General features: G+C 64.4%; 20 protein-coding genes. 18 read left to right on the top strand and 2 right to left on the bottom strand.

Translation table 11 applies throughout. From position 1 onward, the window contains the following. Positions 1-14 precede the first annotated feature (14 nt). The 5 genes from IVA80_RS28115 to IVA80_RS28135 all read left to right on the top strand — a co-directional run bounded on the left by IVA80_RS28115 (position 15) and on the right by IVA80_RS28135 (position 4,994). On the top strand, positions 15-311 hold the full coding sequence (locus tag IVA80_RS28115; protein ID WP_247437721.1) for a (2Fe-2S)-binding protein: 297 nt from the start codon (positions 15-17) through the stop codon (positions 309-311). After that, positions 308-1,726, top strand: a complete 1,419-nt coding sequence (locus IVA80_RS28120; protein WP_247437723.1) for an NAD(P)/FAD-dependent oxidoreductase — start codon at positions 308-310, stop codon at positions 1,724-1,726. Before IVA80_RS28115 ends, IVA80_RS28120 begins: the two co-directional genes overlap by 4 nt. Then, complete coding sequence (locus tag IVA80_RS28125; RefSeq protein WP_247437724.1) at positions 1,723-2,844, top strand: FAD-dependent oxidoreductase; 1,122 nt, start codon at positions 1,723-1,725, stop codon at positions 2,842-2,844. Before IVA80_RS28120 ends, IVA80_RS28125 begins: the two co-directional genes overlap by 4 nt. A 15-nt stretch (positions 2,845-2,859) precedes the next feature. Continuing rightward, positions 2,860-3,207: a RidA family protein gene (locus IVA80_RS28130; RefSeq protein ID WP_247437726.1), complete on the top strand. Its 348-nt coding sequence runs from the start codon at positions 2,860-2,862 to the stop codon at positions 3,205-3,207. Between the two features lie 137 nt (positions 3,208-3,344). After that, positions 3,345-4,994: an ABC-F family ATP-binding cassette domain-containing protein gene (locus tag IVA80_RS28135; RefSeq protein ID WP_247437729.1), complete on the top strand. Its 1,650-nt coding sequence runs from the start codon at positions 3,345-3,347 to the stop codon at positions 4,992-4,994. Positions 4,995-5,105: 111 nt separating this feature from the next. On the opposite strand, the gene IVA80_RS28140 is transcribed toward IVA80_RS28135, so the two are convergent. Next, positions 5,106-6,434 (bottom strand): dicarboxylate/amino acid:cation symporter, encoded by a 1,329-nt coding sequence (locus tag IVA80_RS28140; protein WP_247437731.1) that lies wholly within the window; start codon positions 6,432-6,434, stop codon positions 5,106-5,108. A gap of 142 nt (positions 6,435-6,576) precedes the next feature. Between IVA80_RS28140 and IVA80_RS28145 the strand changes: the two genes are divergently transcribed. The 12 genes from IVA80_RS28145 (at position 6,577) to IVA80_RS28200 (ending at position 20,552) form a co-directional block, all read left to right on the top strand. Then, positions 6,577-7,908 (top strand): solute carrier family 23 protein, encoded by a 1,332-nt coding sequence (locus IVA80_RS28145; protein ID WP_247437733.1) that lies wholly within the window; start codon positions 6,577-6,579, stop codon positions 7,906-7,908. A gap of 76 nt (positions 7,909-7,984) precedes the next feature. Beyond that, complete coding sequence (locus tag IVA80_RS28150; protein ID WP_247437735.1) at positions 7,985-8,821, top strand: SDR family oxidoreductase; 837 nt, start codon at positions 7,985-7,987, stop codon at positions 8,819-8,821. 52 nt (positions 8,822-8,873) lie between these two features. Continuing rightward, positions 8,874-9,680, top strand: a complete 807-nt coding sequence (locus IVA80_RS28155; protein ID WP_247437839.1) for an NAD-dependent protein deacetylase — start codon at positions 8,874-8,876, stop codon at positions 9,678-9,680. Between the two features lie 141 nt (positions 9,681-9,821). Beyond that, positions 9,822-11,906 carry a hydantoinase/oxoprolinase family protein gene (locus tag IVA80_RS28160; RefSeq protein WP_247437738.1) on the top strand — a complete coding sequence of 695 codons (2,085 nt, stop codon included), beginning with the start codon at positions 9,822-9,824 and terminating at the stop codon, positions 11,904-11,906. Between the two features lie 2 nt (positions 11,907-11,908). After that, the gene (locus IVA80_RS28165; RefSeq protein WP_247437740.1) at positions 11,909-13,567 is read left to right on the top strand and encodes a hydantoinase B/oxoprolinase family protein; all 1,659 of its coding nucleotides are present in this window, start codon (positions 11,909-11,911) and stop codon (positions 13,565-13,567) included. Positions 13,568-13,607: 40 nt separating this feature from the next. Beyond that, positions 13,608-14,606, top strand: coding sequence for a TRAP transporter substrate-binding protein (locus IVA80_RS28170; RefSeq protein ID WP_247437741.1), 999 nt, complete (start codon positions 13,608-13,610; stop codon positions 14,604-14,606). A 9-nt stretch (positions 14,607-14,615) separates the two neighbouring features. Further along, positions 14,616-15,209, top strand: a complete 594-nt coding sequence (locus tag IVA80_RS28175) for a TRAP transporter small permease (protein ID WP_247437744.1) — start codon at positions 14,616-14,618, stop codon at positions 15,207-15,209. 34 nt (positions 15,210-15,243) lie between these two features. Continuing rightward, positions 15,244-16,548: a TRAP transporter large permease subunit gene (locus tag IVA80_RS28180; RefSeq protein WP_247437746.1), complete on the top strand. Its 1,305-nt coding sequence runs from the start codon at positions 15,244-15,246 to the stop codon at positions 16,546-16,548. 179 nt (positions 16,549-16,727) lie between these two features. Then, positions 16,728-17,048, top strand: coding sequence for a hypothetical protein (locus IVA80_RS28185; RefSeq protein WP_247437748.1), 321 nt, complete (start codon positions 16,728-16,730; stop codon positions 17,046-17,048). A gap of 484 nt (positions 17,049-17,532) precedes the next feature. After that, the gene (locus tag IVA80_RS28190; protein WP_247437750.1) at positions 17,533-19,248 is read left to right on the top strand and encodes a PQQ-binding-like beta-propeller repeat protein; all 1,716 of its coding nucleotides are present in this window, start codon (positions 17,533-17,535) and stop codon (positions 19,246-19,248) included. Positions 19,249-19,309: 61 nt separating this feature from the next. Then, positions 19,310-19,747 carry a cytochrome c gene (locus tag IVA80_RS28195; RefSeq protein WP_247437751.1) on the top strand — a complete coding sequence of 146 codons (438 nt, stop codon included), beginning with the start codon at positions 19,310-19,312 and terminating at the stop codon, positions 19,745-19,747. A 37-nt stretch (positions 19,748-19,784) separates the two neighbouring features. Next, complete coding sequence (locus tag IVA80_RS28200; RefSeq protein ID WP_247437753.1) at positions 19,785-20,552, top strand: transporter substrate-binding domain-containing protein; 768 nt, start codon at positions 19,785-19,787, stop codon at positions 20,550-20,552. A 56-nt stretch (positions 20,553-20,608) separates the two neighbouring features. Here IVA80_RS28200 and IVA80_RS28205 read toward each other — a convergent pair whose 3' ends face one another. Then, positions 20,609-21,253 (bottom strand): glutathione binding-like protein, encoded by a 645-nt coding sequence (locus IVA80_RS28205; RefSeq protein WP_247437755.1) that lies wholly within the window; start codon positions 21,251-21,253, stop codon positions 20,609-20,611. A gap of 103 nt (positions 21,254-21,356) precedes the next feature. Here IVA80_RS28205 and IVA80_RS28210 point away from each other — a divergent pair, with 103 nt between their 5' ends. Further along, a complete protein-coding gene (locus IVA80_RS28210; RefSeq protein WP_247437757.1) occupies positions 21,357-22,007 on the top strand; it encodes a TetR/AcrR family transcriptional regulator in 651 nt (216 codons plus the stop codon). Positions 22,008-22,070: the final 63 nt, after the last annotated feature.

Raw genomic sequence — 22,070 nt, forward strand, 5'->3', positions numbered from 1 at the left:
TTGAAGGAACCAAGATGTTTAGACGATCCGAACAGGACAAACGGCCGCCAGTGCAGATCTTCGTCGACGGCGTTGCCGTTGCGGCGCGTCAGGGCGACACCGTCTCCGCGGCGCTGCTGGCCTCGAGCTGCGACGCGCGGCGATCCACCGCGGTCAGCGGCGCGCCGCGTCTGCCTTACTGCATGATGGGCGTGTGTTTCGACTGCCTCGTCACCATCGACGGTGTCGGCAATCGCCAGGGCTGTCTCGTGCCTGTCGCCGAGGGCATGCAGGTCGAAATCCAGAAGGGCAAGCGGGAGATTGGAAAATGACCATGGCTCCCAAGCGCGAAACCTATGACGTCGTGGTGATCGGCGCTGGGCCTGCGGGCCTCGCTGCCGCTGCGACGTCCGCCGAAGCCGGACTGTCGACGCTGCTGCTCGACGAGAACATCGGTCCCGGCGGCCAGGTGTTTCGCGCCATCGCCTCGACGCCTGTCACCGAGCGCGATCAGCTCGGCGCCGACTATTGGGCGGGCGCCGATCTCGTGCAGGCGCTGCGCGCGAGCGATGCCGAAATCATCCATCGCGCGACAGTCTGGAGCCTTGATCGCAACCTCGAGATCGCCGTCTCGGTCGGCGGCGCGTCCGCCTTCGTCAAGGCGCAGCGCGTGATCCTCGCGACCGGCGCGCTGGAGCGGCCGTTTCCGATTTCCGGCTGGACGCTGCCGGGCGTGATGACCGCGGGTGCTGCGCAGACCATGCTGAAATCGTCGGCGCTGGTGCCGGACGGGCGCACGGTGATCGCCGGGCAGGGGCCTCTGCTGTGGCTGCTCGCCGCGCAGATTTTGCGGCTCGGCGGCCGCATCGACCGCATCCTCGACACCACCGCGCGCAGCAATTATTTCGCGGCGCTGCCGCATGCCTTTGCCTTCCTCACCTCGCCCTATTTCGCCAAGGGCCTGTCAATGATGCGCGAGGTGAAGGCGAAGGTGCAGGTCGTGTCAGGCGTGACCGAGCTCTCGGCATCGGGTGATGGCCGGCTCACGAACGTGAGCTATGTTGCCGGCAGCAAACGCGAGACCATCCCGGCGGATCTGCTGCTGCTGCATCAGGGCGTCGTGCCCAACGTCAATCTCGCGATGGCCGCCGGGATCGAGCATCGCTGGGACGAGCTGCAATTGTGCTGGTCGCCGGTGCTCGACGCGAGTGGCAATTCAACGGTCGCCGGCATCGCGATCGCCGGCGACGGCGCCGGCATTGGTGGTGCGATGGCCGCCGTGGTTCGGGGCCGCATCGCTGCACGCGCGGCGGTGGAAGTTTTGGCGCCCGCGGCTGCTGCGAAGCTTGCGCCGATGGCGACGCTCCGCGCCGATCTCGCCAAGGCCGAGCGCGGCCGCGTCTTCCTCGACACACTGTTCCGCCCCGCCCCGCAATTCCGTATTCCCGCGGGCGACACCATCGTCTGCCGCTGCGAGGAAGTCACCGCCAAGGACATTCTCGATGCCGTCGCGATTGGCGCCACCGGGCCCAACCAGCTCAAGGCCTATCGCCGCACCGGCATGGGCCCATGCCAGGGCCGGCTCTGCGGCCTCACTGTCACCGAGCTGATGGCGCAGGCCCGGGCTAAGACCCCGCAGGAGATCGGCTATTACCGGCTGCGCGCGCCGGTCAAGCCGATCACGCTGGCCGAACTCGCTGCCATTCCCAAGAGCGAGGCCGACGTCAAGGCGGTGGTGCGCGGGTGACCAGAAACGTGGATGCGATCGTCATTGGCGGCGGCATCCACGGATGCTCGACCGCGCTGCATCTGTGCCTCGCTGGTATGAAGCCGGTGCTGATCGAGAAAGACTACGCCGGCCGCCATGCGTCCGGCGTCAATGCCGGCGGTGTCCGCCAGCTTGCGCGGCACATTCCGGAGATCCCGCTCTCGATCCGCTCGATGGGGATCTGGGAGAAGATCACCGATCTCCTCGACGACGATTGCAGCTTTGAGAGTTACGGTCAGGTGCTCGTCGCCGAGAACGAGGAGGAGCTCGCCGTCTGCCGCGCCCGCGTCGCCGAGCTGAACGCGCTCGGTTTCACCCATGAGGAGCTGATCGACGCCACCGAGCTGCGGCGGCTGGTGCCCGCGGTGGCAGAGACCTGTCCCGGCGGCGTGGTCTCGCGCCGCGACGGCGCGGCCAATCCGGCGCAGACGACGAGCGCGTTCCGCCGCAAGGCCGAGCAGCTCGGCGCGACGGTGCGCGAGGGCGTGGCTGCCAGCAACATCCGGCACAGCGCTGGCCTCTGGTACGTCGATGTCGGCACTGAGAGCTATGCTGCACCGGTGCTCGTCAACGCCGCCGGCGCATGGGCCGGGACGATCGCGGCTGCGCTCGGCGAGCCGGTTCCTGTCGAGACCGTGGCGCCGATGCTGATGATCACCTCGCGCGTGCCGCACTTCATCGATCCCGTCGTGATCCTGCGCGGGCGCAAACTGTCCTTCAAGCAATTCACCAACGGCACCGTGCTGATCGGCGGCGGCCATCTGGCGAGGCCCTATCAGGACCGCAACGAGACGGTGCTGGACTGGAAGAGCCTTGCGACCAGCGCCCGCACCGTGTTCGAGCTGTTTCCGGTGATGCGCGATGCCACGATCATGCGCGCTTGGGCCGGTATCGAGGCGAAGATGAAGGACGACATCCCAGTGTTCGGCCCGAGCACCCGCCACAAGGGCCTCTATCACCAGTTCGGCTTCTCGCTGCACGGCTTCCAGCTCGGTCCCGGCGCCGGCGCGGTCATGGCGGAGCTGATCGTCAACGGCGGCACCCAGACCCGTGTCAGCGGTCTCGGCATCGACCGTTTCCATCCTTCCACACTCTAGCAACAAGAGGACATCATGAGCATCACCCGCAGCATCCGCACCCCCATCATGCACCGCGCCGTCGAAGCCAACGGCTTCGTCTTCATCGGCGGCACCATCGCCGACGACACCTCCGTCTCGATGGGCGAGCAGACTCGCAACATCCTCAGCAAGATCGCCGGCTTTCTAAAGGAAGCGGGCACCGACAAGAGCCGAATCGTCAGCACCTCGATCTTCGTTACCGATCTCTCTAAGAAGAAGGAGATGGACGCGGCCTGGACCGAATTCTTCGGCGACAATCTGCCGACGCGCGCCACCGTCGGCGTCGCCGATCTCGGCGGCGGTGCGCTGATCGAGGTGGTGGTCACCGCGCTCAAGGACTGAAATGCTCGCCGGCGGAGCCGATACGGCTTGATCTCGTCCGCCGGCAGGTTTAGTTAAGCCAGCTCCCAATCAGGAATTAGCAGCCATGGATTTTACCCCGACCGCAAAGCCGACCTGCCTTGCTCACGGGGAATTCCATGCCTGCTTCAATCATCCTGTCGAACCTGTCGCTGTTCACGCCTGACGGCCGCGCTCTCTTTTCCAACATCGATCTGACGTTCGGTGCCGAACGAACCGGCCTCGTCGGCCGTAATGGCGTCGGAAAAACCACCCTGTTTGCATCGATTGCCGGGGAGCGTGCTCCCCAGTCCGGACGCATTCTGATCAACGGGACCATCGGCCTGCTGCGCCAGGACGTGCAAATGCCTGCGGGTGCGACGGTGGCCGACCTGTTCGATGCGCGGCAGACGCTGGAGCTGCTTCGCCGTGCGGAGCGGGGCGATGCCTCGGCCGAGGATATCGCCGAGATCGACTGGACGCTCGAAGCGCGGCTTGAGGCTGCTCTGGCGCGCCTCGGGTTCGGGCCTTCTCCCGATACGGAGTTGTCCTGCCTGTCCGGCGGACAGGTCACGCGGGCCCGTCTCGCTGCGCTGGTTTTCGCACAGCCGGACTTCCTGCTGCTGGACGAGCCGACCAACAATCTCGACCAGGACGGACGCAAGGCCGTGACCGATCTCCTCGCCGCCTGGCGCGGCGGCGCGATTGTCGTCAGCCATGATCGGGGCTTGCTCGAAACGATGGATGCGATCGTCGAGCTGACGTCGCTTGGGGCGACGCGATATGGCGGCAATTGGAGCAGATATCGCGAGCAGAAGGCCACCGAACTCACCGCCATCAGGCACGACCTCGCGCACGCCGAGAGGCGTCTGTCCGAGATCGACGGGAAGACGCAAGAGGCAGCCGAACGGAAGGCACGCAAGGACAGCGGTGGTAGGAAGAAGCGGGCCAAGGGCGACATGCCGCGCATCCTGGCCGGCGCGCGCAAGGACCGCAGCGAGGACACCGGCGGCAAGAACGCGCAAATCGCCGAGCGACGTCGCGCCGAAGCGCTCGAGGCCGTCGACGCGGCGCGCCGGCGCATCGAGATACTTCAGCCGCTGTCCGTGAAACTGCTGTCGACGAATTTGCCGGCGGGCAGAGAGGTGCTCTGGCTGGATCGCGTCAGCGCCGGCTATCAGCCGGAGCAGCCGGTTTTGCGCGATCTCTCATTCGCCGTCGTTGGGCCGGAACGGGTCGCGCTGGCCGGACCCAACGGCTCCGGCAAGACGACGCTGCTGAAACTCATCGCGGGCGAGCTGCGCCCGCTCTCGGGCTCCGTCCGGGTCAGGCCGGAGTTTGCGCTGTTCGACCAGAAGGTCAGCCTGCTCGATCCCGCGATGTCCATTCTGGACAATTTTGCGCGTCTCGATCCAATGGCGGGTGCGAACGAGTGCCATGCTGCCCTGGCCCGGTTCATGTTTCGCGCCGATGCCGCCTTGCAGATCGTCGGGAGTCTGAGCGGGGGGCAGCTGTTTCGCGCGGGCCTCGCCTGCGTGCTGGGCGGGTCGATGCCGCCGTCCCTGCTGATCCTGGACGAGCCGACCAATCATCTCGACATCGACTCCATCGAAGCCGTCGAAGCGGGCCTGAGAGCCTATGACGGCGCGCTGCTCGTGGTCAGTCACGACGAGGCATTCTTGCAGGCGATCGGTATCACGCGCAGGGTCGAGCTGGTCGCCGACTCGGCCCTCTCAGGCACATTGGTCGACAACAAAAACCCGACGCCCTGCCCCCAGCGCGTCGGGTGAAAAGATTGAATATCAATCGGTGATCCCAACGCCATTGTTGTGACGCGTGCCGCACCAATTGACCACTCCGGGAAACTACCGCGTCGGAACCGGCCCGCGCCTGCCTTCGATCTATGCGCTGCCGCCCGGCTCCAGCGCCTCACCCATGTCCAGCGGATGGGCCATGGTCTCGTGCAACGCGTCGCGATCGAGCTCGCCTTCGGAGAGGCTGATGACGACGCAGGCGACGCCGTTGCCGATCAGATTGGTCAGCGCGCGGCATTCGCTCATGAACTTGTCGATGCCGACCAGGATCGCGATCGACTGGATCGGGATGTCGGGCACGATCGAGAGCGTCGCGGCAAGCGTGATGAAGCCGGCGCCGGTCACGCCCGAGGCGCCCTTCGAGGTGATCATGGCGATGCCCAGAATGCCGAGCTCCTGCCAGATCGTCAGATGGGTGTTGGTCGCCTGCGCCAAAAACAGCGTCGCCAGCGTCATGTAGATGTTGGTGCCGTCGAGGTTGAAGCTGTAACCGGTCGGAATGACCAGGCCGACCACCGAGCGCGAAGCGCCGAGATGCTCCATCTTCTGGATCATCTGCGGCAACACCGTCTCCGACGAGGAGGTGCCGAGCACGATCAGGAGCTCGTCCTTGATATAGGCGATGAAGCGCAGGATCGAGAAGCCGGCGAGCCGGGCGATCGAGCCCAGCACGATCAGCACGAACAGCATGCTGGTCAGGTAGAACGTGCCGATCAGGGCTGCGAGGTTGAGCAGCGAACCGAGGCCGTAGGCGCCCACCGTGAACGCCATCGCGCCGAACGCGCCGATCGGTGCGGCGCGGACGATGATGCGGATGATGCCGAAGAACATCTTCGCGGCCTTGTCGATGGCGTCTGCGATCGGTTCGCCCGCCTTTCCGAGGAAGGCGATGGCGAAGCCCGACAGGATCGAGATCAGCAGCACCTGCAGCAGGTCGCCGCGCGCGATCGCGCCCAGATAGCTGTCGGGGATGATCGCCATCAGATGGGCGACGATGCCTTCCTCCTTGGCCTTGGTGACGTAGGTCGCCACCGACTTCGGATCGATCGTGGCGGGATCAATGTTGAAGCCGTGCCCGGGCTGGAGCACCTCGCCGACGAGCAGGCCGACCGCGAGCGCAACGGTCGAGACCGTCTCGAAATAGATCAGCGACTTCAGCCCGACCCGGCCGACGCGCTTGAGATCGCCCATCGAGGAGATGCCGTGCACCACGGTGCAGAAGATCACCGGCGCGATCATCATCTTGATCAGCGCGATGAAGCCGTCGCCGAGCGGCTTCAGCGCCTTGCCGAGATCGGGATAGGAATAGCCGATAAGCACCCCGAGCGCGATCGCGATCAGAACCTGGATGTAGAGGATCTTGTACCAGGGCTGATGCCGGCGGTGTATGGCTGGCTGGATCGCGACTTGTGTCATATTGTAGGTCCCGGAACGCATTGATTTTGCAAGCTTCTGGATCTTGCTTGACTTGCATCATGTGATGGCCGCCGCAGAAGCGACAATCACATTTTTGTCTGATCGCACGAAGATCGATCGCTGCACCGCAACTGAGGGGACCATGACGATCACAGGCTCGGACGAGCAAGCGCAAGGCCGTTCTTCGCAGGTCTATTTTCCACGTTGGAAACTCAAGTCCTCGGGCGTGATCATGCCCGAGGAGCGGCTGTCATGGGGCCAGACCGTTGTCTCCGGTCTCCAGCATTGCGTCGCAATGTCGGGTTCGACGATCATCGCGCCGCTGCTGATGGGGTTCGATCCCAATGTTGCGGTCCTGTTCTCCGGCATCGGCACGCTGATCTTCTTCGTCATCGTCGCGGGGCGCGTGCCGAGCTATCTCGGCTCGAGCTTCGCGTTCATCGCCGTCGTCATCGCCGCCACCGGTTACGCCGGGCATGGATCGAATCCGAATCTCTCCGTCGCACTCGGCGGCATCATCGGCGCCGGCGTGCTCTACGGTGTCATCGCGCTGATCGTGATGTGGTCGGGGGTCGGCTGGGTCGAGCGCCTGATGCCGCCGGCCGTGACCGGCGCCGTGGTCGCCGCGATCGGCCTCAACCTCGCACCGGTGGCGGTCAAGGCAGTGAGCGCCAACGCGTTCGACACCTGGATCGGACTCGCGACCGTTCTGATCATCGGCGTGGTTGCCGTTGCCGCTCCGGGCCTCTGGCGCCGCCTGCCGATCATCCTTGGCGCGATCGGCGGCTATCTTTTGTACCTGCTGTTCGCGAACGGCCTCGGCTTCGGCAAGCCGGTCGACTTCGCGCAGCTCTCGGCCGCGCCGTGGCTCGGCCTGCCGAAGTTCACTGCGCCGAGCTTCCATGCCGATGCAATCTTCCTGATCGCGCCGGTTGCGATCATTCTCGTCGCCGAGAACCTCGGTCACATCAAGGCCGTCGGCGCCATGACGGGCCGGAGCCTCGATGCCTATCTTGGGCGCGCCCTGCTCGCCGATAGTCTCGCGACGATCGTCGCGGCCTGCGGCGGCGGCACCGGCGTCACCACCTATGCCGAGAACATCGGCGTCATGGCGGCGACGAAGGTCTATTCGACTTTGCTGTTTGCGTTCGCGGCCACGGTGTCGATCGTGCTCGGCTTCTCGCCGAAATTCGGCGCGCTGATCCTGTCGATCCCCGGCCCTGTCATCGGCGGCCTCTCGATCGTGCTGTTCGGATTGATCGCCGCGATGGCGGGCCGGATCTGGGTCGAGAACAAGGTTGATTTCGCAAATCCCGCAAACCTGATTACCGTCGCCGTGGCCCTGACCGCAGGTGCCGGCGATCTCACGCTCAAATTCGGCGCGTTCACGATCGGCGGGATCGGCACCGCAACTTTCGGCGCCATCATCCTATACCAGATCCTCACCTCGCCCTTGGCGCGCCGCGCGGAATGAATCCCAGCGATGCGCTGGAGGATGGAACAAAATTCCGGTTCCACCGATGATGCTGCATTCCGGAGAAAGCAAGCCCATGTCGCAGACCAATCGCTCGACCCCGTTTCCCTCCCGCCTCGTCGGCCAATACGCGCTGGTGACCGGCGCCTCGCAAGGCATCGGCCGCGCCGTCGCCATACGCCTCGCGCAGGAAGGCGCAACCGTCGCCATCAACTTCTTCGATCACCCTGAAGGGGCCGAGGAGACGCTCGCGCTTGCTCGGACGGCGTCGGGCGACCGCGGCCCTGGCAAGCTCGATCACATTGTCGTCAAGGCCGACGTCGGCAACGAGCAGGAGATCGCGGCGATGTTCGAGACGATCCTTTCGCGCTGGAAGCGCCTCGACTGCCTCGTCAACAATGCGGGCTTCCAGCGGGAGTCGCCGAGCGAGGCGCTCGACGTCGCAACCTATCGCCGCATCATCGAGGTCAATCTCAACGGCGCCGTGCTTTGCGCGCAGAAGGCGCTCGCGCATTTCGTCGCGCGCGGCGCAGGCGGCAGTATCATCAATTGCTCCAGCGTCCACCAGATCATTCCGAAGCCCGGCTATCTCGCTTATTCGATCAGCAAGGGCGGCATGGCCAATCTGACGCGCACACTGGCGCTGGAGTTCGCCGGGCGGGGCATTCGCGTCAACGCGGTGGGGCCTGGCGCGATCGACACGCCGATCAACGCGGCCTGGACCGGTGATCCCGCAAAGCGCGGCGTGGTCAGCAGCCACATTCCGCTCGGCCGCGTCGGTACCCCGGAAGAGATCGCGGCCGTGTTCGCCTTCCTCGCCTCGGATGATGCGAGTTACATCACCGGGCAGACCATCTATGCCTGCGGAGGCCTGACGCTGTTCCCGGAATTTCGCGAGAACTGGGCGAGCTAAGGCGCCGCTTGCCCATATGGCAAAACCTGGCGGCGCAGACTACATCTGCGCCATGGCATACCGTCCGCTCGAAGATTTCGTCGGCCGGCACGAGCGTCTGTTCGTGCTGACCGGCGCCGGCTGTAGCACCAATTCGGGGATTCCCGACTATCGCGACGGCCACGGCAAATGGAAGCGGACCCAGCCCATCAACTTCCAGGCCTTCATGTCGGAAGAGCATACGCGCCAGCGCTATTGGGCGCGCAGCCTGATCGGCTGGCGGCGCTTCGGCCAGGCCCGCCCGAACGATGCGCATCATGCGCTCGCCCGGCTCGAGGCAAACGGGCGGTGCGGGATGCTGTTGACCCAGAACGTCGACCGGCTGCATCAGTCCGCTGGCCACCGGCAGGTGATCGACCTGCACGGCCGGCTCGATCTGGTGCGCTGCATGGGCTGCGGGCGCAAGACCCCGCGCAGCGAATTCCAGGATACGCTTGGCCGGACCAATGCGGAATGGCTGACGCTCGATGCCACGGACGCGCCGGACGGCGACGCCGATATCGAGCACGCGGATTTTTCGTCGTTCAAGGTGCCGGCCTGCGAAGCCTGCGGCGGCATCCTCAAGCCCGACGTCGTGTTCTTCGGCGAGAACGTTCCGCGCGACGTGGTTGCCTCCGCGCAGGATCATCTGACGCAGGCTGACGCCATGCTGATCGTCGGCTCCTCGTTGATGGTCTATTCCGGCTTCCGCTTCGTGCAGGCGGCTGCGCGGAGGGAAATTCCGATCGCCGCGGTCAATCTCGGACGTACCCGCGCCGACGATCTGCTGACGCTCAAGGTCGAGGAGCACTGCGAAGCGGCGCTTGCATTCCTGCTCTGAAAGCGCACGCGACGAAGACGTCTTGCCTATTGCATAGGTGCCAAGCAGAATAGCCGGGCGCAGCGCTTTGACATGCTGGATGGCATGGAAATTGCTGCAGTTTCGCCCTGAGTCTTGACGATCAGCACGGAGAATTTTGGAATGCTTGAGGGAGCCGAGGTGCGGCTTGCCGTTGATATCGGTGGCACGTTCACCGACATCGTGCTGGACGTGGGTGAGGCGCGCAAGACGCGCAAGCTGCTGACGACGCAGGCGCGGCCCGAAGAAGCGGTGCTGGATGGGATGCGTCTCATTCTCGCCGATGCGCGTGCCCATATCAGCGACATCGACGTCTTTATTCACGGCACGACGCTCGCGACCAATGCGATCATCGAGCGGCGCGGCGCCAAGACGGCGCTGATTGCGACCGAAGGTTTTCGCGACGTGCTCGATATCGGCACCGAGAGCCGCTACGACCAATACGATCTCGGCATCGACAAGCCGAGGCCGCTGGCGCCGCGCAGCCTGCGCTTCACTGTGCCCGAGCGCATCGATGCCCATGGCGCTGTTCGCCTCCCGCTGGATGAAGCGGCAGTGCGTGCACTCGCGCCGAAATTGCGCGCGCTGAACGTCGGGAGCGTCGCTATTGCGTTCCTGCATTCCTACGCCAATCCCGAGCATGAGCGCCGCGCCGCCGCCATCCTCACTGAGGAGATGCCCGGCATCTCCGTGACCGCGTCCTCTGCGGTGTGTCCGGAGATCCGCGAATATGAGCGCACGTCCACCGCGGTTGCCAACGCCTATGTGCAGCCCCTGATCGACGGCTACCTCGCGCGCATGGCCGAGGCGTTGCTGGTCGAGCAGTTCCGCGGCGCGATCTATCTCGTCACCTCCGGCGGCGGCGTCACCTCGATCGAGACGGCGCGGCGTTTTCCGGTGCGCCTGGTCGAGTCCGGTCCCGCCGGCGGCGCGATCTTCGCGGCGCAGATCGCCGCAAGGCTCGGTGAGAGCAAGGTGCTGTCCTTCGACATGGGCGGCACCACGGCAAAAATCTGCCTGATCGAGAAATACCAGCCCGAGACCTCGCGCGTGTTCGAGGTCGATCGCGCCGCGCGGTTCCTGAAAGGCTCGGGCCTGCCGGTGCGCATCCCCGTCATCGAGATGGTCGAGATCGGCGCCGGCGGCGGCTCGATCGCGCATGTCGACGCCATGAAGCGCGTCACCGTCGGTCCCGAGAGCGCCTCGTCGGAGCCGGGCCCCGCCTGCTACGGCCGCGGCGGCCAGCGGCCGGCGGTGACGGATGCCGACGTCGCACTCGGCATGATCGATCCCGACGACTTCGCAGGCGGTACGATGAAGCTCGATCCGGAGCTGTCGAAACAGGCGCTGCTCCGCGAGGTCGGCGAGCCGCTCGGCCTGTCGGCGGAAACCGCGGCCTATGCCGTGCATGAGGTCGTCTGCGAAAACATGGCGAGTGCGGCACGCGTGCATGCGGTCGAGCGCGGTGAGGTCGTCGGCCAGCACACGCTGATCGCCTTTGGCGGCGCCGCACCGCTGCATGCGGCGCGCGTCGCCGAGAAGATCGGCGTCTCCCGCGTGATCGTGCCGGCAAATGCCGGCGTCGGCTCGGCCGTCGGATTCCTGGCGGCTCCCATCGCCTATGAGCTGGTGCGCAGCCGTCACGTGCGGCTCGATGATTTCGACACCGAGGCGGTCTCTGATCTCTTGCAGGAGATGGCGACCGAGGCGCGCGCGCTGGTGGAGCCGGGTGCCGCCGGTGCGCCGGTGCGCGAACGCCGCGCGGCCTTCATGCGTTATGTCGGCCAGGGCCACGAGATCTCGGTCGAGCTGCCGAACCGGCGGCTGACGACGACCGATCTTGCTGGCGTGCGGCAGAAGTTCGAGGCCGAGTATGCGGGGATGTTCGAGCGGGCGATCCCGGGCGCTGCGATCGAAGTCCTGAGCTGGTCCGTGCTCGCGACCACCGAGGCGCGTAATCCGCCGCGCGTTGCCGACGTTACGCGCAAGCCCGCCGGCGAAGCCTCCGGCAGCCGCAGGTTCTTCGACGGCCGGGCCGGGGAGGTGATCGAGATCCCGCTCTACCGCCGCGAGGACATGGCGCCCGGCGCGACCATTGCGGGTCCGGCTGTGATCGCGGAGGACGAGACGTCGACATTCGTCTCCAACAGTTTTGACGCCCATATCGACGGTGCCGGCAGCATCGTCATGGAACGGAAGGCGGCCTGATCATGAGCAAGGCAAGCGGCGCGAGCCTGATCGATCTCCAGATCATGTGGCACCGGCTGATCGCCGTGGTCGAGGAGCAGGCGCAGGTGCTCTTGCGCACGGCCTTCAGCCCGATCGTGCGCGAATGCGGCGACCTCTCGGCCGGCGTGTTCGACCTCAGTGGGCGGATGCTGGCGCAGGCGGTGACCGGTACGCCCGGTCACGTCAACTCGATGGCGGAATCGGTCAAGCACTTCATTGCGCATTTCCCGATCGAGACCATGAAAGAGGGCGACGCCTACATCACCAACGATCCCTGGATGGGCACCGGCCATCTCAACGATTTCGTCGTCACCACGCCCTGCTTCAAGGATGGCAAGCCGGTCGCGCTGTTCTCCTGCACCAGCCATCTCATGGACATCGGCGGCATCGGCTTTGGGCCCGACGCCACCGACGTGTTCATGGAGGGGCTCTACATCCCCATGCTGAAGCTGATCGACCAGGGCGTCGTCAACGAGACGCTGATGGCGATGATTCGCACCAACACACGGCTGCCGATCGACACCGAGGGCGATACCTATTCGCTGGCCGGCTGCAATGACGTCGGCTGCGAGCGCCTGGTCGAGATGATGACCGAATTCGGCATCGACACGCTCGACGAGCTCGGCGACTACATCTGCGACCGCTCGCGCGAGGCCGTGCTGGCCGAGATCGCAAAACTGCCGAGGGGTAGCTGGCGCAACACCATGGTCGTCGACGGCTATGACGCACCGGTCACGCTGGCCGCAACGCTGACGATTTCGGACGCGGGCATTCACGTCGATTTCGACGGCACCTCGGCCGCCTCGAAATTCGGCATCAACGTGCCCTTGTCCTACACCATCGCCTACACAGTGTTCGGTCTCGGCTGCGTGGTCGCCTCGCAGATCCCGAACAACGCCGGCTCGCTCTCGCCGCTGACGGTATCGGCGCCCCCTGGCGCGATCCTGAATGCGCCGAAACCCGCGCCGGTCGCCTCGCGCCACATCATTGGCCAGATGCTGCCCGACGTCGTGTTCGGCTGCCTGCGCCAGATCATTCCCGAACGCGTGCCTGCGGAAGGCACCTCGTGCCTGTGGAATCTCAACGTCCGCGGGCAGACCCGCTCCGGCGCCGGCGGCAATTACGGATTCTCGATGGCGGTGACCAGCAATGGCGGCACCGGCGCACGCTTTGCCAAGGACGGGTTGTCGGCGACCGCCTATCCCAGTGGCGTGCGCGGCACGCCGGTCGAGATCGCGGAGACACAGACGCCGCTGATCTTCTGGCGCAAGGAGCTGCGTCCGGATTCCGGCGGGGCAGGCCGCTCGCGCGGCGGCCTCGGCCAGATCATCGAGGTCGGCAGCGGCGTCGATGCGCCCTTCGATATCCTGGCTGCGTTCGACCGCATCGACCATCCGCCGCGCGGGCGCGATGGCGGCCAGAATGGCGAGGCCGGCTATGTCGGCCTGAAGTCCGGCAAGAAGCTGCGCGGCAAGGGCTTTCAGCAGGTGCCGCCGGACGACCGGCTGGTGGTGCTGACGCCGGGCGGCGCCGGCATCGGTGCGCCCGCCGAGCGCGATCGCGCGGCCGTCAAGGACGACATCGAAAGCGGCCTCGTGTCTTCAGAGAATGCAGTTGCTGTTTATGGGCTCGCGCAGTGACGAGCCGAAGGCTTGCGCGATAGCAAAACGGAGGGGACCTATGATCACGCGACGAAATTTCACCGCGGGCGCAGCGACGCTGCTCGCCGCCGGCCACATCTCGACCCGCGCGCGGGCCGCGACGGTGAGCTGGGACATGTCGACGGTGTGGCCGGACGGCAACTTCCACACCCAGAACGCGATGGCTTTCGCGGAAGAGGTGAAGAAGCAGACCGGCGGCTCGGTCGCCATCACCGTGAAGGCCGGCGGTCAGCTCGGCTTCAAGGGCCCTGAGCATTTGCGCGCCGTGCGCGACGGCCTGGTGCCGCTCGCGGACGTCCTCAACATCCAGCAGGTCGGCGACGAGCCGTTCATGGGTGTCGAGAGCATTCCCTTCCTCTGCGGCTCGATGGACGAGCTCAAGGTGCTGCACAAATATGTGCGGCCCGAATACGAGAAGGTCGCCGCACGCAACAACCAGAAGATCCTCTACATCGTGCCGTGGCCGACGCAGTATTTGCACCTCAAGGTCAAGGTCGCCGATGTCGACGGGTTGAAGAACATCAAGATCCGCGTGCCCGACAAGAACGCGGTCGACATGCTGGCCGTGGTCGGCATGGCGCCGGTGATGATCCCCTGGGGCGAGACGATCCCTGCGCTGGCCTCCGGTGCGGTCTCCGGCGTTTCCACTTCTGCGGTGTCGGGCGTCGACGGCAAGTTCTGGGAGTTCTTGAAGTACATCTACCCCACCAACCACGTCTGGTCCTCGCAGATGCTCACCGTCAATCTCGACTCCTGGAAGGCGCTATCGAGCGACCAGCAACAACTCGTCGCGGGGGTTGCGGCGAAGATGGAGCCGGGCTTCTGGGCGAACTCGCTCAAGGCGGACGTTGACAGCCTTAACCGCCTGAAAGAGGGCGGCATGGAGGTGGTGCCGGTCTCGGAGGCGATGATCACGGACATTCGAGCCAAGACCGCGCCGCAGCTCGACGCGTTCGTGAAGCGCGTGCCGGCAGCCGATAAGCCCGTAAAGACCTATCTCGCCGAAATGAAGCGCTGAGGGCCGGTCATGGTCAGTGTTTCGCCCGCGGCCCCGCAGAGTCTCAACGCAGCGGCGCCGGCGCCGCTGCGGATGCTGCTCGACGGCATCGACCGTCTTGGCCGGCTCGACGGCTGGATCGGCGGCGGCTGCCTGTTGATGCTGACGCTGTTGATGCTGTGCGAGGTCGCAACCCGCTTCCTCTCGAACTTCCTGCCGTTTTTCCCGCCGACCATCTCGATCGCGTGGGAATATTCCTCCTATCTGATGGCGGCGTCCTTCACCTTTGGCGCCGCCATGACCTTGCGCGTCGGCGGCCACATCCGAGTCGTGCTGCTTCTGAAGAACGCTCCTGCGCCGGTGCGGTATGCGCTCGAGATCCTTTCGGCAGCGGCCGGCTTCGCCTTCATGGCGTTCCTGACCTCGGCGATGGCGAAGTTCGCCTTCGGCGCCTATGTGCGCGGCCAGGTTTCGACCTCGAGCGACACGCCGCTGTGGTTTCCGCAAGCGGTCGTCGCCTTCGGCATGCTGCTGCTGACGCTCCAGTTCCTGGCGCGCGCGATCCAGGCCGTGCTCGGCCTGCCGCTGGAGGATCACCGCATGAAGGCTTCTCCCGTCGAATGATCGCCCACGCGCCAGCTCTCGGACGTCGGATCCCATGACCATCGAAGTCGCCGCTCTGTTTGCGATCCTGTTCGCGCTTTTGGCATGCGGCGTATGGATCGGCCTGACGCTTGCGCTCACGGCGACGCTGCTGCTCGCGATGTTCCGCTCGATCCCGCTCGACAAGCTCTTGCCGCAATACGCCTGGAATATCCTGACCACGCAGGAGCTGCTGGCGCTGCCACTGTTCATTCTGATGGGCGAGCTGTTGTTTCGCACCCGGTTGTCGCGTTCTCTGTTCCAGGGCCTCGCACCCTGGGCTGGTCTTCTGCCCGGCCGCCTGCTGCATGTGAACGTGATCGGCTGCACCATCTTCGCGGCGATCTCGGGCTCGTCGGCCGCAACCACGCAGGTGATCGGCCGCATGTCGCTCAACGAGCTTTTGCGCCGCGGCTACTCCCGCGACATCGCGATCGGATCGCTCGCCGGCGCCGGCACGCTCGGCTTTTTGATCCCGCCGTCCAACATCATGATCATCTACGGCGTGCTCGGTGACGTTTCCATCCTGAAGCTGTTCACCGCGGGCGTGCTGCCCGGCCTGTTGCTGGCTGCGACCTTCATGGGCTGGGTCATGCTGCACACAACGCTGAACCGCACCATGGTGCCGGAGGCGGAAGCCAAGCTCTCGCAGGTGCCGTGGGGCGAGCGTTTCGCGGCGCTGAAGGACCTTGCACCGGCGCTGTTCCTGATCGGCTGCGTGCTCGGCTCGATGTATGGCGGGCTCGCGACCCCGTCGGAGGCTGCCGCCGTCGGCGTGTTCGGCGCGGGGCTGGTCGCCTGGGCGCAGGGCTCGATGTCGCAGCAGGTGATGCGCGACGTGCTGATCGGCTCGGTCGTGACCTGCTCAATGATCGCGCTGATCGTGCTCGGCGCCTCGATCCTCGGCAATGCCGCGGCATTCCTCGGCATCCCGCAGACGGTGGCCGCCTTCGTCAAGGGCCTCGGCCTGTCGCCCTTCATGTTGATCGTGGTGCTGGTCGTTTTCTACCTGATGCTGGGCTGCTTCCTCGACGGCTTCTCGATGATCGTGATGACCTTGCCGATCGTGCTGCCGATCGTGAAGGGCGCGGGCTTCGACGAGATCTGGTTCGGCATCTTCCTCGTGCTTGCCGTCGAGATGGCGCAGATCACCCCGCCGGTCGGCTTCAACCTGTTCGTCATCCAGGGCCTGACGGACGACGGCCTCGGCTACATCGCGCGCGTCACGATGCCCTACTTGCTCATCATGGTTGCCTTCGTGCTGCTGCTGACGCTCTGGCCCGGCATCGTCACGATCCTGCCGCGGGTGCTGTACGGATAAACCTGCGCCGCCCTGGTGCGGTCGGGAGAAGAGGTCAATACACACCCGGTTTGCCAGCCGCCATGATCTCGAAGGCGCTTTATTTGGACATGCCTCGCACTGCCAGGGAACGTTGAATGGCGCGGCGGCATTGAGTAGCGTCGGCACTCCAGCCGGCTCATGATGGAGGAGATCAATTCATGAGAAAGCTTCTTCTGTCGGCGGCGGTCAGCGCCGCGATGTTAGCTGGCAGCACATTCGCAAATGCGCAAGGAACTTCGACGGGTGGATCGAGCGGTCACGATCTCAAGCAATGCTGGGACGTCAGCAGCAGGGTGGTCCGCGACATGAGTGGCACCACTGCAACCGGACCATCTGGAAACACTACGGTCGGTTCAACAACATCGCCGGGAGCAAGCTCTGGTACTTCTACTTCTACTACTTCTTCTTCTACTCCTTCTTCCGCTACCAGCGCCAATGCCAATGCTTCGGCACGCCCCGCAGGAATGCCAGACTGCTAGCCTTCCGTTCGCGGCGAGCTACAGAGCCACGACGGTGACTCCCCCCGCTTTACGGGGGTTTTCTTTTGTTTACTGGCCAGCCAACGCCGCAGTTGACGGCGCGGTCGTGGCCGCTCCTGAGACTAGCGCCGTGCTGCCGACAAACCACCAGTCGTTCCTCGAATGTGGGTTCTGCCGCTACAGGCAGCAGACAAATCGTCGTTGATAGGAAGGTAAGCTGGCCTGTCATTCCGCGTAACTAGCGCATGCGCATCGTCATTGCACTCCATGTGATCCGGCGTACTCTATGTGTCGAGCAGGAGGCGACAGCAGCCACGCCCAACGAACGTAGCTTCGTAGCTTCTTTGGCGATCTTCGCTGGAGAGATCGAAACCTGCTGGGAGCTCGTACAGGGAGAGCCGACGGGTACTGAATGCAATCACACCACGCAATCGGCCTTTGAAAACATGCAGTCAAATAATTGCAAAAGCGGGAGGACGTGCACATGAACAGACGATGGCTAAATTCAGGTCTTGTTGTTATCGGCGCGACGCTGATCGCGTCGTCAGCGCTGGCTCAATCGGTGGATACTGCGCGGATCGAGTCCGCCGGTCAGAACGATTGGCTGACCTATCACGGTTCATACAAGTCCTATCACTACAGCCCGCTCGCGCAGATCAATGCAAGCAATGTCGGCAATCTGAGCGTCGCCTGGATGCATATTCCTGGACGCTCTACCCGTGGCCTGCAATCAATGCCGCTCGTGGCTGATGGCGTGCTCTACTACACGGGTTCTTACAGCCGGGTTTTTGCGCTCAACGGCGCGACGGGCGAGGTGATCTGGTCCCATTTTCCGGAACTGGACGAGGTGCTGATCGCCCGCCAGACGCATTCTCCCTACAACCGCGGCGCGGCACTCGGCGAGGGCAAGGTCTTTGTCGGTACCATGGATGGCAGGCTTCTCGGTCTGGATATGAAATCGGGGAAGGTCCTCTGGGAAACCAGGCTAATCGACTCGCAGAAGCTCACGGTCGGTTTTACCGGTGCGCCACTTTACGCGAAGGGTACGGTGATCATCGGAGCGCAAGGCGGTGAATGGCCGGGCCGCGGCCCGATCTTCGCTGTGGATGCCACCACTGGAAAGAAGAAGTGGGAGTTCTTGACAGTTGCAGGCACCGACGAGGCCATGAAGACGTGGGGAAGCGACTCCTGGCGCACGGGCGGGGGCGGCGGCTGGATGCCGGGCACTTACGACTCCGAGACCAACACCATCCTGTGGGGCACTGCAAATCCGGCGCCGCTCTACGATTGGTCGGGCGCCGACTACAAGACGCAAGGTGCGCGTCCCGGCGACAATCTCTATACGAGTTCAGTGATCGGTCTCGACATCGATACCGGAAAGCTGAAATTCTACCATCAGGAGTTGCCGCACGACGCCTGGGACTTCGACAGCGCCGTCGGCGAGTTTGTGATGCTGGAACGCGACGGCCAAAAGTTCGTAGTCCATCCGAACAAGGGCGGTTTCGTTTTCGTCTACGACCGCAATCTCGCCGTGAAGAATGTCTGGCGGCTCGTTGAGAACATCAATTTCGTCAAGGATATTGACCCCAAGACGGGCGCTCTGATCGGCCGCCGCGACTTCAGCGCGGGGAAAGTCACCGAACCGCCGCTGTGCCCATTCATTGGTGGCGGCGTCAGCTGGAATGCCGGCTCGTACAATCCGAAGACCGGCCTCTACTACAAGATCGGGCAGGAATGGTGCATGACGCTCGACGTCCAGAAGACGACGCCGGTCACCGCGCCCCAGGTCCAGCTCAACATCGGCGCTGATTTCAAGATGGCCCCACCTCCGGGCGGCGAGATTTATGGACATCTCGACGCACGCGATCCCATCACCGGGGCCAAGAAGTGGGAAGTTCGCTATCCCGAGCCGCCGCTTGGGAGTGTCCTGTCGACCGCGGGCAATCTCGTATTCGTGCCCGACTCCCGCGGCATCCTCCATGCCTACGATGCCGAAACCGGGACCGAGCTGTGGAATCACAACAACGGCACCGGCCATCAGGGCGGCATCGTCAGCTATTCCATCAACGGCAAACAGTATATTGCCGTGGCCGCAGGCTTTGGCGGCATGCTGGCGGACGAGTACGCGCCAAACTTCGGCGGCGTCTACAAGAGCATGCCGCGTGACGACGGGGCCCTCGTCGTATTCAGCCTGAAATAGGTCGTCGCAGATTGCCGGGGAGCAGGCGCAAGCTTGCTTCCCGTGCACTGAAGTTGCGGACGTGCTTCAGGACATCGCGCTTCAGGACATCGTGCTTCAGGACATCGCGCTTCAGGACATCGCGCTTCAAGACATGGAGCTGGATACCTTGAAATTGCATTTGAAGAAGTTCACCGCGCTGCTATCGGCGGCGCTGGGCGCCTCGTCGCTCTGTGCTGCACCGGTTCAAGCGCAGTCTGCTACCCCTGCACCCGACAACGGGACATTCGACGTCGAGCAATTGTTCGCGGGGACTTGCGGCTTTTGTCACTCCGACGGCGGCCGGGCCGCCGGCAAGGGACCGCAACTGATGAATTCGCCACGCGACGACGACTTTCTTCACATCCGCATCAAGAACGGCAAGTCTGGCGCGATGCCGGCATTCGGCGGGGCCTTCACCGACGCGCAGATCGACCAGATCATCAAATATATCCGTGCCCTCAAGCCGCGCGAGGGCTGAATCGCCGAGGCCCGATCCATCGATGCGAGGACGCGGAATGAAGGCAATTCTCCCGCTTATGGTTGGTGCCGTCATCGGACTGTGGGGGCCGGTGCAGGCGCGAACCCTGGACGCGATCCGTTCGTCCGGCGTCCTCGGGTTATGCGCCCATCCCAACTCGCTTCCGTTCGCGAGCAAGGCCGGCGATCCTCCCGGCTTTCAGGTTGAATTGGGCCAGGCGCTGGCACGCGAGCTCGGCGTCTCGCTGCGGCTCGACTGGATCATCACCCAATACCAGATGCGGAGCGCCGGCTGCGACATACTTCTCGATGTCATTGCCGACCGCGAGGCGCAAGGCGAAACCCGTTTGAGGATCTCAAAACCGTATTATCGCACGGGCGTCGCACTCGCCGTGCCGTCATCCAGCACGCTCGCCTCGTTCCAGAGCCTCAACGAGCATACCAAGGTTGGGGTGCAGGTCGGATCCGTCGCGGCCATGATCATCAGTCGACGGCACGTGCCTACATCGACCTTCGGATTCGAGAGCGACAGCCTCGATGCCCTGTTAAACCATGAGATCGATGCCGCCGCGGTTACTCCCACGGCAGCGAGCTATTTCAATCTGACGCATCCGGACAAGGCACTCCGCATCCTGGATCGTGACGAGAGCGTAACCGATCTCAACTGGAACGTTGCCGTCGGCATGGTCCGTCCGGATGATGCGTTGCGCGAAGCCGTCGATGGAGCCCTTGAACGGTTGCGAAACGACGGCGCGATCGATCGGATATACGGCCGCTACGGGGTCGTACTGCACGCGCCGAGGTAGCAGCCATCGTCCCGGCCGCGGAAGCCGGGACGATCTCTCGTTAATTCGAAACGTCGCTACGCCGCAGCCTTCTTCCGCGCCTGCTCGGCCTTGTAGAGCTCGAACTCCTCCGCGATCGCCTTGGCGATCGAAGGCCGCTGACGCAGTCGCTCGTAATAGGCCTTTACGTTCGGCCATTTCGCAAGCTCGATCGGCGGTGTCGCCATGGTCCAGTTGATCACCGTGACGAGATAGGCGTCCGCAACGCTGAAATGATCGAGCAGGAAGTCGCGGCCCTTCAGGTAATTGTCGAGATAGTCGAGCCGCGACAGGTTCTTCTCCAGCACGTAGGCTTTCACTTCTTGCGGCGCCTTGCGGTCGAGCACGGGGACGAACAGGCCCTTGTGCAGCTCGGTGCCGATGAAGCAGAGCCATTGATGCAGCCGGGTGCGATCGATGCCAGCTCGCGTGCCGATGCCGGATTGCGGGAAGCGGTCGGCGACATATTGCAGGATCGCCGCGTTCTCGGTCAGCACCACGCCCTCGTCGGTGCGCAGCGTCGGCACGAGGCCGATCGGGTTCACGGTGCGGAAGTCGGAGCCGTCGCTCAGCACTGTCTTGGTCGGCGGGTCGACTTCGAGATAATTCGCCTCGGCGCCGGCTTCATAGAGCGCGACGCGGGTCGCCATCGAACAGGCGAGCGGCGAGAAATAAAGATCCATCTGGTGCCTCCTTGGGGCAATTCCTGTGGTGTTGCTCAACCTGGCCAGATTGATTTTTGTACCATCTTGCATATTATATCTGGGGTCAAGGATTAATTGCGAGATGGTACAAAAATCCAAAGAGCCGCCTGCGGCGTCGCCCGAGCAGCCCAAACGGCGCGGGCGTCCTCGCGCCTATGAGCCCGCCGTCGCCCTCGGCAAGGCGCTCGATCTGTTCCGCACGCAAGGCTTCGCCGCGACCTCGCTGGACGATTTGAGCGAAGCCACCGGCATGAACCGGCCGAGCCTCTATGGCGCCTTTGGCGACAAGCGCGAGCTCTACATCAAGAGCTACCAGCGTTACCGCGAGCACGCGCGCGCATCGATGGTGGAGATCTTTCGCCAGGAGATGCCGGTGCGCCAGCGGCTGGAGCGCATCTTCGCCTCCGCGCTGAACATCTATCTCTCCGGCGAGACCGGCCCGCGCGGCTGTTTCACGGTGGTGACCGCGGCGTCCGAAGCCGTTAGCGATCCCGACATCAGGGCCATGGTGCTGGACGGCCTCACTGAGCTCGACAAGGCCTTTGCCAATTGCTTCCGCCGCGCCAAGGAGAAGGGCGAGTTGCCCGAGAGCGCCGACCCCGCCGTGCTGGCGCAACTCGCATCCGCGACCGTGCACACCATCGCCATCCGCTCGCGCGCGCGCGTTCCGCGCAAGGAGTTAGAGGCGATCGTGAAGGGCGCAATTGATGTGATGGTGGGCGCCAAGCCCTAGGGTGTCGTCCCGGACAAGCGCAGCGAAGCGGAGCGCCGATCCGGGACCCAGAACCACAGGGAG

The sequence above is a fragment of the Bradyrhizobium sp. 139 genome (genome assembly GCF_023074175.1).
GTDB lineage: Bacteria > Pseudomonadota > Alphaproteobacteria > Rhizobiales > Xanthobacteraceae > Bradyrhizobium.